Annotated in this window: 12 protein-coding genes and 1 pseudogene; 8 read left to right on the forward strand and 5 right to left on the reverse strand. The window is 57.7% G+C overall.

From position 1 onward, the window contains the following. Nucleotides 1–79: 79 nt before the first annotated feature. Nucleotides 80–424, forward strand: a complete 345-nt coding sequence (locus HBN63_RS18470; protein WP_345940499.1) for a histone-like nucleoid-structuring protein, MvaT/MvaU family — start codon at nt 80–82, stop codon at nt 422–424. Nucleotides 425–699: 275 nt separating this feature from the next. After that, entirely contained in the window at nt 700–894 is a 195-nt protein-coding gene (locus HBN63_RS21995; protein ID WP_262499024.1) for an AbrB/MazE/SpoVT family DNA-binding domain-containing protein, read from the forward strand. 238 nt (nt 895–1,132) lie between these two features. Here HBN63_RS21995 and HBN63_RS18475 read toward each other — a convergent pair whose 3' ends face one another. From HBN63_RS18475 to HBN63_RS18485, 3 genes are all read right to left on the reverse strand, one after another. Continuing rightward, a complete protein-coding gene (locus tag HBN63_RS18475) occupies nt 1,133–3,043 on the reverse strand; it encodes a UvrD-helicase domain-containing protein (protein WP_170050431.1) in 1,911 nt (636 codons plus the stop codon). Then, nucleotides 3,040–4,962, reverse strand: a complete 1,923-nt coding sequence (locus HBN63_RS18480) for an AAA family ATPase (RefSeq protein WP_170050432.1) — start codon at nt 4,960–4,962, stop codon at nt 3,040–3,042. Before HBN63_RS18480 ends, HBN63_RS18475 begins: the two co-directional genes overlap by 4 nt. 221 nt (nt 4,963–5,183) lie before the next feature. Then, a complete protein-coding gene (locus HBN63_RS18485) occupies nt 5,184–6,566 on the reverse strand; it encodes a hypothetical protein (RefSeq protein ID WP_170050433.1) in 1,383 nt (460 codons plus the stop codon). A gap of 182 nt (nt 6,567–6,748) precedes the next feature. Between HBN63_RS18485 and HBN63_RS18490 the strand changes: the two genes are divergently transcribed. Further along, the gene (locus tag HBN63_RS18490) at nt 6,749–7,324 is read left to right on the forward strand and encodes a hypothetical protein (protein WP_170050434.1); all 576 of its coding nucleotides are present in this window, start codon (nt 6,749–6,751) and stop codon (nt 7,322–7,324) included. Here HBN63_RS18490 and HBN63_RS18495 read toward each other — a convergent pair. Together HBN63_RS18495 and HBN63_RS18500 are read right to left on the reverse strand one after the other, a co-directional pair. After that, on the reverse strand, nt 7,317–8,093 hold the full coding sequence (locus tag HBN63_RS18495; RefSeq protein WP_170050435.1) for a hypothetical protein: 777 nt from the start codon (nt 8,091–8,093) through the stop codon (nt 7,317–7,319). The two genes, HBN63_RS18490 and HBN63_RS18495, sit on opposite strands and share 8 nt — an antisense overlap. A 62-nt stretch (nt 8,094–8,155) precedes the next feature. Continuing rightward, nucleotides 8,156–8,548 (reverse strand): hypothetical protein, encoded by a 393-nt coding sequence (locus tag HBN63_RS18500; protein ID WP_170050436.1) that lies wholly within the window; start codon nt 8,546–8,548, stop codon nt 8,156–8,158. A 64-nt stretch (nt 8,549–8,612) separates the two neighbouring features. Here HBN63_RS18500 and HBN63_RS18505 point away from each other — a divergent pair. The 5 genes and pseudogenes from HBN63_RS18505 to HBN63_RS18525 form a co-directional block, all read left to right on the forward strand. Then, a pseudogene (locus HBN63_RS18505) lies at nt 8,613–8,747 on the forward strand (integrase); the annotation flags it as partial. 162 nt (nt 8,748–8,909) lie between these two features. Continuing rightward, on the forward strand, nt 8,910–9,677 hold the full coding sequence (locus HBN63_RS18510; protein WP_170050437.1) for an efflux RND transporter periplasmic adaptor subunit: 768 nt from the start codon (nt 8,910–8,912) through the stop codon (nt 9,675–9,677). Then, a complete protein-coding gene (locus tag HBN63_RS18515; protein WP_170050438.1) occupies nt 9,674–10,993 on the forward strand; it encodes an HlyD family efflux transporter periplasmic adaptor subunit in 1,320 nt (439 codons plus the stop codon). Before HBN63_RS18510 ends, HBN63_RS18515 begins: the two co-directional genes overlap by 4 nt. Then, complete coding sequence (locus HBN63_RS18520) at nt 10,994–13,093, forward strand: HlyD family secretion protein (RefSeq protein ID WP_170050439.1); 2,100 nt, start codon at nt 10,994–10,996, stop codon at nt 13,091–13,093. Between the two features lie 106 nt (nt 13,094–13,199). Further along, entirely contained in the window at nt 13,200–18,596 is a 5,397-nt protein-coding gene (locus HBN63_RS18525; RefSeq protein WP_170050440.1) for a putative Ig domain-containing protein, read from the forward strand. The last annotated feature ends 4 nt before the right edge of the window (nt 18,597–18,600 follow it).

Below are 18,600 nucleotides of genomic sequence, written 5' to 3' on the forward strand. Positions count from 1 at the left end.
GACGCCGGGCACCTCAGACTAACAATGCCAGCCCTGCGTCGCTGCGCTCCGACTGCCTGTCCGAATGATCGTGGAACAGGTGTCCGGATCAGCGTGGGCTGAGTGTCCGAATGGCGTGGAATCCGCACTTGAAGTTCTCAAAGGCGACGGAAAGCTCAAACGCGAAATCGAATTTGAAACCAAACTCCGCGCTCTGCTGGCTGACTACAACTACTCCCTGCGGAACGTGATCGCTCTGCTCGACCCAAGTGCCGGCAAAGGTGCTGCTGCCCCTGCTAAAGGTGCTCGCCGTGAGCGCGCTCTGAAACGCTACAAGAACCCGCATAACGGTGAAGTAGTGGAAACCAAAGGCGGCAACCACAAAGTGCTGAAAGCTTGGAAAGAAGAGTTCGGCGCTGAGAAGGTTGAGAGCTGGCTGCAGTAAGCTGGTTTTAGGCTTTACAGAAGGGCCGCATTCGCGGCCCTTGTTGTCTCCGGATTGAGCAGGCAGGCGATGAAGAAAGGGCGTTCTGGACATTAGCGCTGACGGAGTACGGTGCTCGATCCCTTGAACTGCAAGTCTGAATCGCCCCTCGCCGCTGCTGGCCGGGAGTCGCCGGTTGTAACAGGCTGGTGTCGGCCAAATGCTGCCCCACCGTACGAAGCGAATCTGCCCGAGATGAAGCTGCCATACTGTGCATACTGCGTGAGGGCGAATCTATGACTACTACATCTGAAAGCTGGCGAGTTGTATGCCAAGACCCTGGGGATGGCAGCGGAGACGTCATCGTTGAGCTTCCATCCGAGCTACTTGAGCAGCTCGGATGGAGTCTGGGTGATGAGCTGTCAGTTGAGGCAGGAGAGGAAAACATTTGCCTGAAACTCAAGAAACGAGCTGATGGCACCTCGTCATAGCAATCCAAATAATGTTTGATTGTGGTTGACTGCTTCGCTTCAAGAACGGCTGCTAGCGGCCGTTCAGAGGCTCTATAGAATTTAGGTTGATTCAACTTTCAGGTTTCGAGGAACTGACAGGTTTGTCGAAACACATGCTCATCAGAGGGATTGATGTGCAGCAGCAGGAGACGCTGGTGAAGGTCTTCCGGGGAGCACATACATTTGCGTGACCTACGGGCGTCGTTGCAGATGGGGCTCATGCCAGATGAATTATGGTCCAACCTTGCCCCTGCAGTGCAGCTTTGCATTCTTCGCTAACCCTTCCAGCATTCACTGCCAAGCAGAGAAAACTCGTAGCACGCGACATGCCTACGTACAGATTGCGGAGCTGAGATAACTGCCCTTCTGGCAGTTTTGCTGCTCGAGCTTTAATCCCGGCAATGACAGGCAAGGCCTCTTCCAGATCGAAGCGGCGACTCGGATGGCCCAGTGACTCAAGTACGAGCGTGGCCAGGTGAGTTTCGCCTTTCATGGACGCCAAGCTACCAATCTGGATGTCGAGTCGGCGGCCATACTTTTCAACAGTACAAAATGTACTCTGCTTCTCTGGAATAACTGGTGCTGCAGGCTCCGAGAAAATCGGCATTGCGGCAAAGGCACCTACAGCCATGTGCCCAGGCAGCAGTGGCTGTAACCGTTCAAATAACATGATCGGGATAGCTCGTCGCCCTTCCTCGGTGACTGCGGACGCTCGATCCATACACAAATCGCGTAGCAACAAACGGAATCCCGAAACGTCTCCGCCGATCTCAATCAACTTACGGAGCAACTGGGAATCGGCCTTCAGGTCACGAACCACGTCAGCGCCTGCAGCTCGCAAAACGAGAAACATCGCTCGACGGACTTCGTCGACTCTAGCGGAGAGTGATGACTCTCCCTGCTTTGTTGAACCAGCCAGCAACGACCAGAAGCGCTCTAGCCTCAAACCGGGGGTATAAGTGCTGGCAATGGCCGGCCAGTAGTCGAGGAGTGTTCTACCAGCAGCGGACTTCGTCGCATCGCCTTGCTTCCGAGCACAGAGGGCTTTAACGGATCCCTCACTCAAAACCTTCTCATCAAACCGATCAATGACCTCCGCTCCGAAGGCTTCAATGACTTGGCCCACTCGTTCCGTCGAATAGACCATCAACATGGGCGCGTGGTGATCAACACCATCGCCAGTAACCGGAACTCCCGACATCTGTGCACTAGCAACAATTTGTGCAATGGCTGGTCCGAACCTTTTACTCGTCGAGATCGGAAGGGCATTCGCTCGCGGGAAAGTCAGGTTCTGAGCGCCCTCACTACTCCCTAGTATTCGCTGGTTGATGTCTCCGAAACGCTGAATGATCACTGTCTCGTCGAGGATCAGTTGGAGAAGTCGCTCCTGCACCCAGGATGTGTCCTGCATTTCGTCGATAAAGACGATGGGGAACCGTTGGGACAGTAAGGCTCGGACTTGCGGTGAGGCCACCAGTAATCGCTCAGCAAAAGCGAACATGTCCGCATGGCGATACACACCTTCCAGTGTCAGATCGCCCTTGATGCCTTGGATTACCGGACGTGTTTTCGAGCCTTCCTTAGGCAGTGCTCCGAATTCGCTAGCAACCTCCAGGTCAGCACCTCTATAGATCAAGCCCGCAACCATTGGCGCGACACTGGCGTTTTTCTCCATGTATGTGCGCAGAGTCCAATTCTTAGCGGCCATGGCGAGTGCTTTTCGGCTGAAGACATCGTTGTCGATAACTCCCACTTCGAGACCATTACTACGCAAGTATGGCAGGGCCAAAAAATGGTTCACGAACGCGTGAATGGTGCCGATGAAGTGGGGATGCGCCAATAAGCGGCTCCCTTCAACGCTGCCGCCGAGTCGCTTCTGTATCTCGTCGCGTGCAACATTCGTGTGGCTAAGCACGCAAACACCACTGCACTTGGACTCCCAGTTGCGAGCCAGCATCAAGAGCTTCGCGGCAAGGACAGTTGTTTTGCCGCTGCCAGGAGCCGCGTTGATGTCTCTTGAGCCGTTCTCTAGGAGTACTGCGCGACGCTCCTGATCCTCAAAATTTAAGTCAGGCGTCAGCAGGGCCAGAACCTCAAGGTCCAGTTCTGTGATAGCAGGGACCGTCACTTCACCACCATGCCGGTAAGGTGGTGAAGGGCGCGCTGTAGGTAAGGCGGTAGGCGAAGATAGAGGTCATCACCGACGCCATACTCACCAGTGAGAACTAGGTGAGCAGCATACTGAGCAGCGATTGCTTTAGAGGCATCGCCCTCGGCCAAAGGCTGATAGATGATCGAGGCAAGCTCAACTTCCGAGTGGCCAGCAGCCGCTAAAGCTGCCCACAGCTCCTTAGCTTCCGTGATCGTTGCCAGCTCATCTTCCTCCGTCAGTCGCTCTCCTCTTGAATCTGCTTTCTTGGCCAAATGAATGGCGTTATGCATGAGCTCTGCACAGCCGTACCTGGCCAAGTCGAACTCAAGAGTCCACTCGTCTGACACACACACCAGGGTACTCCCACCCTGGGCACGGTCTTGCTTAGCCTGGACAAGCGCTGTGAGCTCTTCGACCGAATAATCAGAGATGAAACGCTTGCGACCATTAGTGGGCCGAGAGATGTATACCGCCTCATCAGGGACCACGTCCCGGTCCGTAAGACAAACGACCGGGATAGGGATAGCGACCCCGTCAAATGGCTGCAGTATCCGGACATAGTGGTAAAGCCCCACGCCACCGACGTTTACGCAAGAGATACCGTGCTCATTGAATGAGCAACCTGAAGCTGCGGCTAGGGCGGGAAGCAACAACGCTTCGGCCGGCCCCTCAACAATAACTACACCACGGGCAAAGAATAGATTGGCTTTTGTGGCGTCGATGAAGCGCCGTAGGAAATCGTAGTCACTCTTCTTCAGCTTTGTTTTCCCGTGCGCCAAGCTGAACAGCTGTGCCCGATTCACCAGAGTCATGCTGGCAATGTCAGCCCCAGCAGCGAGCGACGGGCTGTGCGTTGTCATAACGATTTGCACTGGGCGACTGCCATCATCGGCCGCTTTTGATGTGCGCTCGAGCAATTGTTGAACACGTTCCTGCAACTGCGGGTGAAGGTGTGCTTCCGGCTCTTCGATCAAAAGCAGAGCAAGCTCTTCACCATCACGCAGCAATACCAGCTCAGTTGCCATAAAAAGCGCGTTGTTATAACCGAGTCCACGAACACAGCGTTCGTTGGGGTCGATACCTGGTGCTGGAAGCAGCCCAAGCTCAAAGCGCTCGAGGATGGGTTGAAGCCCAAGATCGGGGGTTATCTGGATTCGTGATGACAGCGCATCGTCGGCGAAGGCGAACTTGTTCAGATAGTTGTTGTTGATGTCGTCCTGAACATCCCTGATGACTTGGTGGTTTCCCAGGTGATGCTGAGCGAATGCCATCAGGCCAACCAGGTTATTAGGTACGGTGGCTGGGTTTGCGAGATCGAAATCATTCTGATTCTGGCCGTCAATGCTCCTGTGAGCGGCCAGAATCTGGGATAGGCGCGACTGCCTACCAGGTCGAAGTTCGGCTTCTGCGTCTCGCAAAGGCCTGAGGTAGGTCGCTCGGATAAGTTCGCGTACTGCAGTGCCTATTTCTTGGCCTGCGCCATTACGTCCAGCACATGTGACGGCTTCTACTCGACCTCGCTTGTTTCCCTTGGGTGCTACCCATCTGGCCTGCAGGTGAATGATCAAACTGCGACTGCCATCCTCTTCATGAGTCAGCCATTCAAGAACTGTCGCCTCCTGTGCGGGGGCCAAATCAACCAACGTGGCCTCTATGAACAGTGATCGAGCTCGGCCTGCCCCGTTGATATTAAAGTCAGACTCAAATAGGCGGATGAACTCATAACTGGTGGTCCACAGCACGTAACGGATCGCGTCGATGACCGAGGTCTTGCCGGAATCATTCTCCCCAACAAGGATGTTAAGTCCTGGAGACAGCTCCCAATCTAGTGCCGGCGACTGAGCGCCGTCACCAAACGCACGAAAGTTGGCTGCCCGAATCCGCTGCAGATGCATCGTTGCTTCCTTGTATGATTTAAGTGCTACCGAAGTATGTGCTCAGTGACCGACTGCCTTTGGCCGATATAGCCGCCTTCATCTAACGTCGTCTTTCAATCTCAATGACTGAAGCAGGACAGCCGGCCTTTGCCGTCTCATCGCTTTGGCAAAGCGCAGATTGGTGAACGTGATTTAACTCGGGGGCGATTACCTTCGCATTTCTTGAGACAACGTCTTAGTCACTGCGAGACCTTTGCCGCTTTGTCTTGTGCCCAATGAGTGGTGCCCTCAACCGCGGTTGCCGGGCCAGAAGCTAGCATCAAGGTCTGAAGAGGGAATAGATCCATCAAGTCCGGAATACGGGAAAAGTCTTGTACCGTCTCGGCCCATTCGTAGTTGTCCTCGAATGGGTAGTAATTGACGGCATGCACGAAGACCCCGAGCACTGTTGTGTCAGAAGCGTCGAAGCTGGAAATGTTGTCGACGTTCTTAACCCGACGAAGCTCTTCAATCTCCACTCCATCTCGAGTCTCAAACCAGACGTGCACAACGCCAGGGCGATCAGAAGGAATCTGGTTCACGCCATCATTTACCAAGCCCTTAAAGTGCCTAGAACGAAGGGATAGCGACACCTCATGGTCACAGCGCCATTGGGCCCCAACGCACTGGCCAACGTCTTTGACGAACATGTTGAGGATGTCATTATTGGTACCCGGTCGAATAACCTGTGCAGCGATGGTTGCGATGCTTCGCCTCTCATTACTGTCCACATCGCCGAATACCAGTAACTCGTGCTGAGGGCTATTGGCCCTGACTGAGAACGCCTTGTAGTGGTGCTTGAGGCTCTTCTTGTCGATGGCTCGTATTTGCCCACTGATCGACCCGGCTCTCACCCTTTCCCCTCCAGCCTTGATGGCCAGGCCCACAAATTTGATCACCTCGTCCGGTGACACATCGGCGACCTGGTCATGGAAAGTTAGGTCAACGGTGCTCCATGGCGCGGCCTTGAGCATGTGGTGGCTCAACTGAGTCCAGATGTTTGCCCAAGCCACCTCTTCGGACAGCGAGTACTTCGTCTGCTTGTCCGCCCGCTTGCATTCAACGTAAAACTCCAAGTCGCCAAATTTGACGAGCAGGTCTGGAGATTTCTTTTTCCCATTAGGCCAGGTGATGCTGTTTTCGGGGATGAAAGAAACCTCGTAGCCATTCTTCAAGTAGAACGAGGCGGTCAGCAGCTCAAATAGCTGCTTCTCGGGCTGATTGTTGTTCGCCAGCATCTTGTCGAGAACAGTGTCTATGTGGGGCACGCTGCGAAGCTGATCAGCGACTGCACCGATTGCCATGGCATAAGTGAACACGCGCCTGCTGCTATAGGTGGAGTCACTAAAAGGGAAGTCATGGGCCAGGTATGACGCGAGGATGTACCAATCGATGTCATCGTCTGCGGGTATGAAGAGCTGGGACTCTATCGGCAGCCTAATGTTGAAAGTCGATTCCTTTTCTCGAATGCGCTTCACATAGGCGGCTTTGCGCTCAGCCCAGACATCTTCGCCAAACCGATCCACAAGCAGCTTGTAAAACGCTTTGATTCTTGCGCGTTCAACCAGATCGACGTCATCCATAGGATCCCTTCATGATGTGAGCAGTGAGATTACCTCGGAAAAATATCAAACTGTACCTCGACACAACTGACTATCCTTTCATGACTGGGGGCCAATCTGAATGTTTTTAGTGAGTGGCAGAATCCACATGGTCACATGCCTTAAGATTTACACTCTGACTCCCAAAAAATGGAATTGACTTGATGGGTAAGCAGACAGTCCTCCTCGATAACAACGCATGGGACTTTCTAAAGGATCGCGAGGTCGACCTTCGAGCTGAGGCCGGTACTGACCTGCATTTCACTATCAGCCGCCTTGGTGAGATGGAAATACCTCCTAAAGGGCACACGTCTGCAGACGCTCGTGCTACCAATGCCTACGCGACTGAACAGTTGGCCAATCTGGCTGCAACTCCTGTTGAGTGGTTTGTGCTTGGCGACTTGAATGATCCGGATGCAGGCTCTGGCGGGTTTGGTGACCTTCAGCCCAACGGGGAGATCATTGGAGGAGGGTACATTGGCAGTCTTGAAGGGCAGGCCTACGTTGCCGACGACTCAAAGCACAAGAAACTCGGGGGAAGCTCTGGCACCGCCACTCGCCCCACAGGCCTTCTGCAGAACCAGACCGATATCGACTATGGCCAGTGGGCAATGGACATCCCCGTAGTTACCAAAAACATAAAAGACTTCAAGCACGCCAGGCTCGTCATCGACCTCAACAAATGGGTCACGGGCAGCTTTGGGGATTTCATTCGAACTGAGATGGCTGCGTTTACTTGATTCGTTCCAGATGATTCTTGAGCAGGAACCAACACATATTGAGAGCGAATGACCGGCCGAGACGGGACATCTGGTCTTGCGGAATGCCTACTGAACGGTGGGCTCCGACGCTCAGGAAGCCATATACCCCGGCCAATCCTTTCTCTTCCTCCAGCGATATCTCACCGCACTTACGCAGAAAGGCAATTACCTCACCCCATTTAGTTAGGTCATATGGTGATGGTGTCGCCTGCCGACTAGCTGCATTTAGAGCTATATCAGCGGCCAAGGTCTCCAGCGCAACTCGGGCGTGCACCAGAGTGGCGTTGAAATCAGGTGGACTGGCCCTGAAGGTACTTGCCGAGTCGTTGATTCTGGCGATGATTTCCGCCTTTCTTGGTGCCCAGAAATTACTAAGTGCCTGGATCAAGTCATCCTCAACAGGTGAGGCACCAGCAATGGATGGATCCGTTAGGACCAGTTTTTTGTTTTGGACTAGGTAGCCATCCAAGAGCAAGCACTGCGTCAAGTCGGCCATACGCTCATCAAACCGATATTTCGGATTGATTCTGGCCCGCAGATCACCATCTGATGCCACTACCTCGGAAAGCACCAGCATTGTTGTGTGTTCATCAAGCGATAGCAGCACACTTTCCAGCGCCCGCAGCAGCTGCAATGGAGGTAATGACACATCCGGCACATTGTATTTCTGCAGCAGAATACGGGTAACGTCGGGTTCCTGTAGGCCAAGAAACTGAACGAGCGAATATCGTGTCCTTGCTCCAATCATGCTGATCTCCGGGTTGATTGCTGGCTGGGGCGGCCGAGCTTACTAGGTGGCACCAGGTGCGCCTACACATCTACGTTCAACAGATCCCGGACAGCTGCAGAGTGTTTCATCCGGCCTTTCGTGGCAGTGACCTTCGAGGTTGTTGTTCTCACCTCAACGGTCATCCTATAGCCGTCAGCGTATGGCCGCCCGGTGAAGGCCACCCTCAACCAATCGCAGAAACGCTCTGCAAGCTCAACGCTGTCCAAGAACAGCTCCTTGTTCATCAAACGGCCTGTTGGTGACGGGTAGAAGTGGCCAACGTAAGCAGGACCATCTGCCAAGCACCCCGAGTGCCCCCCGGGGAGCAAGTTCACAGGTAATTTGTCTTCTTGGACATCGATGAGGATCGTCGCATATTCGACCGCTGACTTATTTGGAAAGTCTCCGGCGCTGCGCAACAGAGTTTCGGTCATCTCGACTCCTCCAAGGAGTTAATTTTCAGGCAGTGGCTACCAGTTGCAGTCCTTGACACTAGTCCTGATCTATCGCAGGACGAAGAACCTGCGGGCGGTTCAATTGCTGCTCGGCCATACGAAGCTGGAGAGCACCGTTCGGTATCTGGGGATTGAGGTCGATGACGCCCTGGAGATGGCGGAGCAGACTGAGGTTTGACCATGCATAGCGACGGTCGAAGTCAGCCCGTCGCTAACCGGCCAAAAGCAGCCACTCGAATGCACCTAAAAAGCGAGGGGCGACTCACTTCTCAACTACGTTCCTATTGCTCAGCTGTTCTCTAGTAAACTCCCGTGAGGCGTCGACATTAGGGAAGTCTGTATGAAAATTATGCTTTGGGCACTGCTAAGCCTAATGGCCACTTCAGCGTGGGCGGAGGAGCCACTGGATGACCCTCTGCTCGACATTCCAACTTCAGTAGGTACAGAGCGTGCCGCTCGCGGCGTATTACGTGCCCGCGATCAGGCAGTGCTCTCCAGCGAGCTGGCCGGACGCATCATCGAAATGCCCTACACCGATGGTCAGGACTTCAAGAAGGGTGATGTACTGGTGCGCTTTGACTGCAGCGCCTATCAGGCCCAGCTCAATGCAGCCCAAGCGGCGGGCCGGGCCGCGCGTGAAGAGCTCGCTCACAAAAAGCAATTGGCAGCCCTGAACTCGGTTGGCCGTTTTGAAGTGGCGCTTGCCGAAGCCAAGCAGGCCCAGGCACTCGCGGAAACACAGGTTTATCAGGTGCAGGTCAAACGTTGCAGCGTCACCGCCCCTTTCAATGGCAGCGTGGTGCAGCGACGAGTGCAACCCCACGAAAGTGTCGCAGGCGGCACGGCCCTGCTGGAGATCGTCGACAACCGCACGCTGGAAGTCCATCTGCTGGTGCCGTCGAGTTGGCTCGGCCGTCTGAAACCCGGTGCGACATTTCAGTTCACTCCGGATGAAACCGGTCAGCCCTTACAGGTCGAAATCAAACGTATGGGAGCACGCATCGACGAAGGCAGCCAGACCCTGCAGCTGATCGGCAGCCTGCCGCCGGAGACTCAGGGTCTGCTCGCCGGCATGAGCGGCAGCGCACAGTTTGCGGAGGCACAATGAGCGCGGCAGTACCAGGCCTCGCTGAACGGGTCTTCGCGCAGTTCCTACAGCTCGAACGCCAGGCCCGTGCGGCAAAGAACATCGATAGCTTGGCCTATGTTCTGGCCAATGACGCCCAAGGCCTATTCGGCTATCGCCATGCAGCCCTGCTGATTGCCGGCAAGGTGCGCGCACTGACCGGTGTCAGCGTGGTTGAGCCTAACGCTCCGTTTGTTGCCTTTGTCGAACACGCTGCCAGTCAGCTTCTGACTCAGGGCCGCTCGACACAGGCGCAGGTTATTCCTGCGGAGTCATTGGATACTCAATCCCAGGCTGACTGGCAGAGCCTGTCGGCGGCAGCCGTGTTCTGGTTGCCGTTACTAGATAAACAGCAACAACCATATGGCGGGCTGTGGATTGCCCGCGACCACCCCTGGACTGACGCCGAACAGGCGCTGCTGATACAACTGGGCGATGCCTACAGCCATGCCTGGCTGGCATTGCAACCTGGTAAACCCTGGCGTTTGCGCTGGCCGCGCAAGAAAGTCATAGGTGCCACGCTCGCCGCCTTGCTGCTGTTATTACTACCGGTGCGCCAATCAGTCTTGGCCCCGGCGCAGGTGGTTCCCCTGGGCGGCCAGGTAGTAGCCGCGCCGCTGGACGGAGTAATTACCGAGTTCCTGGTCAAGCCCAACCAGCCTGTGAGTAAAGGGGACATCCTGTTGCGCTTCGATGCCACCAGCATCAAGGCCCAGGCTGATGTAGCCGAACGCAGCCTGAATGTTGCCGAGGCGGAACTCAAAGCCAATAGCCAGCGGGCTTTTACCGACGCCGACTCGAGCGCACGGATTGACCTGTACGCCGCCCGTGTGGAACAGAAACGTGCAGAGCGCGACTATGCCCGTGAATTGCTGGCACGCAGTGATGTACGCGCCGAGCGCGACGGCATCGCGGTGTTCGCCGACGCCCAGCGCTGGACCGGCAAGCCGGTGCAAACGGGGGAGCGACTGATGGAAATCGCCGCCCCTGATCAGGCCGAACTGCGTATCGAACTGGCTGTAGCCGATGCCCTGGACTTCCAACCGGGCACCGAAATCGATCTATTCCTCGACAGCGCCCCCCTGCATAGCCACTCCGCGCGCCTGCAACGCAGTGCTTACGAAGCGCAACAGACGACCAGCGGCCAGCTTGCCTATCGTCTGGATGCCACGTTTGATCAGTCACCACCGCGGATCGGTCTGCGCGGCACGGCAAAAATCTATGGCGAACGCGGCCCACTAGCTTTCTACTTATTGCGGCGGCCGCTTGCCGCTCTGCGCCAGACGGTAGGACTGTAGATGCAACTGCCCGTCCTGCGTGCTGATCTGCAATTGTCTCCCGCCAGCCCGACGTTGGACGGCGCACCGCAATGGACCCTCGCCGACCCCTTGCGTGGTCGTTATTTCAAACTCGGCGCAGCCGCCATGCGCTTGCTGCGGCACTGGCAACTGGGCGATACCGAGCGTGTGTTGCACGCTGCCAATCGCGAGCCAGGCCTGCCGCTAGGTAACAGCGAACTGGAGGAGCTGCTGCGTTTTCTCCGTGGCCACGACCTGATTGCCGCCCTCGACAGCGAGCAGCGTGAAAGCTACGCCAGCAAATCGGCTCATCAGCGGCAGGGGCTGTGGCAGAAACTGCTGCATCAATACCTGTTTTTCCGTATTCCGCTGTGGCGGCCAGACGCCTTTCTCGACCGCACATGGCCCTGGCTCAATCGTCACGGACCAGGCCTGCTGCGCTACGGTTTGCCCGTACTGCTATGCCTAGGCGTGTTTCTGGCTGCCCGCGACTGGGAACGCTTTATCGCCACCTTCCCGCATCTGTTCAGCCTCGGCGGAGCTGTTTCCTTTGCTATCGCCCTGACCTTTGCCAAGCTCTGCCACGAGTTTGGCCACGCCTATATGGCCAAGCGTGCCGGTTGCCGCGTACAGAGCATGGGGTTGGCCTTTATGGTCATGCTGCCGATGTTCTACACCGATGTAAGCGACGCATGGCGCGTCAACGACCGTCGTTCCCGCCTGTTGATCGGCGCTGGCGGCGTACTCGCGGAACTGTTGCTGGCCTGCATCGCGTTGCTCGCCTGGTCATTGCTGCCGGACGGCCCAGCACGTACCGCGGCCTTTATGCTGGCCAGCGCCACCTGGATCACGACCCTGGTGATCAACCTCAACCCCTTTATGCGCTTCGACGGCTACTTCCTGCTCAGTGACCTGTGGGACGTGGACAACCTGCAGGGCCGTGGTTTTGCATTGTGCCGCTGGCACCTGCGCGAGACTTTGTTCGGCTTCGGCGAACCCGCGCCAGAACCCTGGTCAGCGAACATGCAGCGCAGATTGCTGATCTGGGGCTATGGCTCCTGGCTATGGCGCGCCGCACTGTTTATCGGCATCGCCGTGGCGGTGTACCACATGTTTTTCAAACTACTGGGCATCTTCCTGATGCTGGTAGAACTGGCGTGGTTTATCGGCCTGCCGATCTGGCGTGAGATGCAGGAGTGGTGGCAACGCCGTGAACAGGCGCATCCAGGCAAAAGCCTGCTGCTTGGCATAGCGTTACTCGGGTTGCTGGGCATTCTGCTGGTGCCCTGGCGCAGCGCTGTGGAAGTTCCAGCGTTTCTTGAAGCCAGCCGGGTCAGTGCGCTACATGCGCCGCTAGCTGCGCGCCTCAAGCAGCGACACGCCAGCAATGGCCAAGTGGTGCGCAGCGGCGAGCTGCTCTTGGAACTTGAATCCCCTGACCTTGAGTCGCGGCTGACCATCGTCCGCAGTGAAATCGAGATTCTTCAGTTGCAGCTCAAACGGCAGGCCGGGCGTAGCGAGACGGCGGCCGACAGCGCCATCCTCGAACAGAACCTGGCCACCGCCGTCGCCGAATACCGCGGGCTCGCCGCTCAGCGTCAACGCCTGCAGCTGCGCGCGCCACACGACGGCGTGGTGCGTGACCTGCCGACAGAGCTGGTCTCTGGGCTGTGGTTGTCGCCGCAACAGCCGCTGCTGCGCGTCGTCGCACAGCAGGTACGTCTGCGCGGCTACCTGGCAGAAGAATCATTGTGGCGTGTTGAACCCGGCAGCAGCGGCCACTTTATCGCCAGCGCCGACCCGTTGCGCCCAGCGCTGGCGGTGACGCTCAGCGAGGTGGACACCACCGCTGCTGCCTATCTCGACCAAGTCGCGCTGGCATCGGATCACGGCGGGCCGATTGCCGTGCGTCGCGACGAGCAGCAACGCGCTCAACCACTACAGGCCCAGTACGGTGTGCATCTGGCCCCGCAACAGGTGCTAACGGCCCCCGCGCAGCCGCAGCTAGGCATAGTCATACTCGACGGTCGCCGCGAATCCATCCTCGCCGCCGTCTGGCGCCGAGTCGCCGCCCTGGGGGTGCGCGAGAGCGGTTTCTAGTCCGTTCGGTCAGATTGGCCGTACGCGGCCATTGACAACAGCGACGCAAGCCAGCGAAATTCGCTGACTTAATTAGTGGCCGAATGCAATCAGAGGGATCTGCGCCATGTTCTGGAACAAGAATAAGAACACCGCGAACACCACCAGCGCAGCGCCTAGCCGCTCGCCCCTAGCTATGTCCCTCGAACCACGCATGCTGTTCGACGGCGCCGTGGCTGCCACCGTGGCCGATGCCGCCGCGAATCAGCCCACCGCGACTCCCGACGCTCAGGAAAGCACCCCCACCGATGCCTCCAACCACGACGGACTGGCAGCCACGCCTACCGCCGGCACCGCCGACCAGCGCCAGGAAGTGGTGTTCATCGATGGCCAGGTCACCAATAAGCAGCAATTGATCGACGGCCTCGCACCAGGCACCGAAGTGGTCGTGCTCGATAGCAGCCAGGATGGTTTGCAGCAGATCGCCGACTACCTGGAGGGGCGTGAAGGCATCGATGCGATCCATATTTTCAGCCACGGCGGCGCAGGCAAGCTATTGCTTGGCAACACCTGGATCGATGCAGGCACCCTCGATGCCCGCAGCGATGTATTGGCCCAGCTCGGAAGCGTGTTCAGCGAACAGGGCGACCTGCTGCTTTACGGATGCGATGTCGCCAGCGGCGATAAGGGCGCCGACTTCATTCAACGCCTGGCAAGCGCTACGGGCACCGACGTGGCGGCGAGCAACGATGACTCAGGCTCAAGCAGCGTTGGCGGCGATAGCGAACTGGAAGTGCACATCGGTGGGGTGGAGGCGGCAGCGCTGTCGCTGGAGTCCTATCAGGCAAAGCTCGATGGCGGCACCCTTGCCTACAGCATGACGGGTGACCAGGACTTCGGATCAGTATTCAACGACGGCGAAGGTGGCACCCTGGATCTGTCAGGACTTGATCTGAACATCTACTTTATCGACTCGTCCGGAAACACCGCTGGTAACGTGATCGGCTGGCATCCTGACGATGATCTTGATCAAAACGGCGATCCTCTGTATCCCGATATTCCTACGCTTGCATCGGATATTTACTGGAACGGAGGCGGAGCCCCCAATCCCCGTCCTGATCGCATGGTCATAGAATCTGCCGACGGCAGTCAATTCAACTTCGAAAGTATCACCCTCGTCGACCATCAGTGGTTTTCCTATCCCGGCTCCCCCTGGACCAGCAATGACATTCTGCATACGGTCACGGCCTACAGGGATGGAGCACAGGTTGCCTACGCGGAATTTTTCATACCGCTGAACACCGCTAGCGGCATCTACACCATCAACCAGACGAATGTGCTCAGCGACATAGACTTTCAGTCAGCCGACAAGATCGTGTTTGGTTATGCCGGCGCCAACAACGGCATGTACTACGGATTCAACAATGTCGTGATCGGCAGCTCCAATGCAGCCCCCGTACTCAGCGGCCTCAACGGCGACTCCGTGACCTTCACCGAAGGCGGCAGCCCCGTGCTGCTGGACACAAATACCCTTTCCACGGTGACCGACAGCGACTCGGCCAACTTCGACACGGGCAATGTCACCGTATCCATCACCGGCAACGGAGTGAGTGCGGAGGACGTACTGTCCATCCGCAACCAGGGCACAGGCGCCGGCCAGATCGGCGTATCCGGCTCGGTCATCAGCTATGGCGGCACGCAGATAGGCACGTTCAGCGGAGGTAATGCGGGCAGCAACCTGGTCATCACCCTCGACAGCGACGCCACGCCTGCTACCGTTCAGGCGCTGGTACGCAACCTGACCTACTCCAACAGCAATAACGACAACCCCAATAGCGCAGCGCGTACCGTACGAATCACCGTCAGCGACGGCGATGGCGGCACCAGTAGCAATGCCGATGTCACGGTGAATGTCACACCGGTCAACGATCTCCCAACTGTGGCCAACGCCATTCCCAACCAGAATGCCACCGAGGATGCGGCCTATAACTTCCAGTTCGCCACCAACACCTTCAACGACGTGGATGCCGGTGCCCTGACCTATACCGCGCAACTGACCGGCGGCGGCGCCTTGCCCGCCTGGCTCAGCTTCGATGCACTGACCCGCACCTTCAGCGGCACGCCACTCAACGCCCATGTCGGCACGCTGAGCATCGATGTCATCGCCAACGACGGCAACGGCGCAAACATTACCGATACCTTCGACATCGTCGTGGCCAATACCAACGATGCCCCCACTGTGGCCAACGCGACCCCCGATCAGAATGCCAGCGAAGACACGGCCTTCAGCTTCCAGTTCGCCGCCAACACCTTCAGCGACGTGGATGCCGGTGCCACCCTGACTTACACCGCGCAACTGGCCGGTGGCGGCCTCCTACCCGCCTGGCTCAGCTTCGACCCAGTCACCCGCACTTTCAGCGGCACGCCGAGCAATGCCAATGTTGGTGCGCTGAGCATCGATCTCATTGCCAACGACGGCAACGGCGGCAGCGTTACCGATACCTTCGGCATCGTCGTGGCCAATACCAACGATGCCCCCACACTGGCCAATGCCATTGCCAACCAGAATGCCAGCGAAGACACGGCCTTCAACTTCCAATTCGCCGCCAACACCTTCAGCGACGTGGATGCTGGTGCCACCCTGACTTACACCGCACAACTGGCCGGTGGCGGCCTCCTACCCGCGTGGCTCAGTTTCGACCCAGTCACCCGCACCTTCAGCGGCACGCCGAGCAACGCCGATGCCGGCACGCTGAGCATTGAAGTGACCGCCAACGACGGCAATGGCGGCAGCGTTAGCGATACCTTCGACATGGTGGTCAGCGCCGTCAACGATGCGCCGGTGATCACCGCGCCCCCATCCATCGCCATTTTCGAGGATGAGCCGGGCGACCTGAGCGGCATCAGCTTCAGTGACGTCGACGCCGGCACTTCGCCGGTGACCGTGACCCTGTCGGTCCCCAGCGGCAGCCTGAGCGCAACCAGCGCCGCTGGCGTCACCGTCGGCGGCACCAGCAGCGCCATGACCCTGACCGGCAGCATCAGCGACATCAACACGTTTATCTCGGCTGCTGGCGTTGTATTCACCACCGCCAGCAGCGTCACTTCGGACGTCACGCTGACCATCGAGATCAACGATGGCGGCAACTCCGGCAGCGGCGGCGCACTGACCGACAGCACCACGCTGACCCTGGATGTAACCGCGGTGAACGATGCCCCGGTCAACTCGATACCTGCGGCGCAGAGCGTTGACCAGGATGCCAGCCTGGTATTCAGTAATGGCAACGGCAACCAGATCAGCATCGGCGACGTGGATGCTGGCGCCAATAGTGTCGAAGTGACGCTCAGTGTCACCAATGGCGTGCTGACACTCGCCGGCACCGCTGGTCTGTCATTCACCACTGGCGATGGCACCGCGGACTCCAGCCTGGTCTTTAGCGGCAGCATTACCGATATTAACGCCGCCCTGGCCACCCTGACGTACTCGCCTACCAGCGGCTACAACGGTGCAGCTGTCCTGTCTATCACCACCAGTGACCTGGGCAGCAGCGGCAGCGGTGGTACACAGACCGATACCGATAACGTCAATATCACGGTCAACAGCCTCAACCCGCGGATAACCGATGTCAGCGCCTCCACACCGGATGGCAGCTACAAAGTGGGCGATACCATTACCATCACCACCACCTTCAACCAGGCAGTGACGGTCGACACCACTGGCGGCACGCCCACACTGCTGCTGGAGACAGGCCTCACCGACCGCATCGCGACCTATGTATCCGGCTCCGGCAGCAACACACTGACCTTCAGTTATACCGTGCAACCCGGCGACCTCAGCGCCGACCTGGACTACCAGTCCACTGCAGCCCTGTCGCTCAATGGCGCGACCATCCAGAACATCACCGCCGACAATGCCGTACTCACCCTGCCGACTCCGGGCACTGCTGGCTCTCTGGCCGCCAATGAAACCATTGTCATCGATGGGGTTGCAGCCACTGTCAGCTCGGTATCGGTACCGGCCAATGGCGTTTATGTAGCGGGCGACAACCTGGACTTCACCGTCAATCTGTCGGAGAACGTAACAGTCGATACCAGCGGGGGCACGCCCCGCATAGCGATCACCCTGGATACCGGTGGCACTGCCTATGCCAGCTACCTATCGGGCTCAGGCACAAGCGCACTGGTCTTCCGCCTGACAGTGGCTAGCGGTCAGATGGACAGCAACGGCATCAGTCTGGGCAGCAGCATTGATGCCAATGGCGGCAATCTGCGCGATACGGCTGGCAACAACAGCACCACCACGCTGAACGCAGTAGGCAGCACGACCGGCGTATTGGTCGATGCCGTTGCCCCGCAAATAAACGCCATCAGCCTGGACGCGGCCTCGCCCACCAATGCATCCAGCGTCACCTTTACCGTGACCTTCAGCGAAGATGTCAGTGGCGTCGATATTGGCGATTTCAGCCTGGCAACCAGCGGCAGCGTCAACGCCACACTGCAGTCGCTGACACAGATTGATCCACGTACCTATCAAGTAACGGTCGACACCATTACCGGGCTTGGCAGCCTGGGTCTGAACGCCACTGGTGCCGGGATCATCGATAACGCCAGCAACCTTATCAGCAATGCTTTCACCGGCCAGACCTACACCATCGACTCGCTGCGTCCCAGTGCCAGTATCGTCGTTGCCGACACTGCGCTCGCCGCAGGTGAAACCAGCACGGTGACCATCACCTTCAACGAAGCGGTCAGCGGCCTTACCAGCGCCGACTTCACCGTTTCCAACGGTGTACTCAGCGGTCTGTCCAGCGGCGACGGGGGGATTACCTGGACCGCCATATTCACCCCGACAGCCAGCGTCGAGAACACCAGCAACGTCATCACCCTGGACAACACCGGCTACACCGACCTGGCAGGCAATGCCGGCACCGGCAGCACCGATTCCAACAACTACGCCGTCGATACAGCGCAGGCACTGGTAATCGAGAATGGCGACCCGGAGTTCCGCGCCAACCCACCAAGTCAGCCACCCGCGTTACCACCTGCACCCTTGCAGCCAACGACCCCCGTGCCTTCACCGTCGACTACCCAGTCGCCACTCATTCCGCCACCACTGTTCGAGATACCAACCATCGGTAGCGGTATCCCAACCTTGGGCAATATCTTTATCAACCAAAACGCCCTTGCACCGAGCTATATTGCACAGGTCTTCGCCAGCAGCTCCAATGACATTGGCGGCGATGGCTCGGGAAGTGGATTCCTAGGCTTCGGTGGTGGAGATGGCGGGGTCTTCGGCTCCAGCTCACTCTCCAACATATTCGGCCAAGACAGCCAGCAGGAAACAGAACAACTGGAAGTCTTCGATGGCAAGAAATGGGGCAGTACCGAAGGATCTCGGCCTGGCACGTTTGGCGCACCAACGCTTAGCCAGCAACTGCACGAACTGCACGAGGTCGAGCAACGCCAGGTGCGCGAACTGGCCCAGGCACTGGGTCAGCTTGAGAGCGTACAAACACAAGCCTAAATAC

The sequence above is a fragment of the Pseudomonas sp. WS 5011 genome (assembly GCF_012985775.1).
In the GTDB taxonomy this organism is placed as follows: Bacteria; Pseudomonadota; Gammaproteobacteria; order Pseudomonadales; family Pseudomonadaceae; genus Aquipseudomonas; species Aquipseudomonas peli.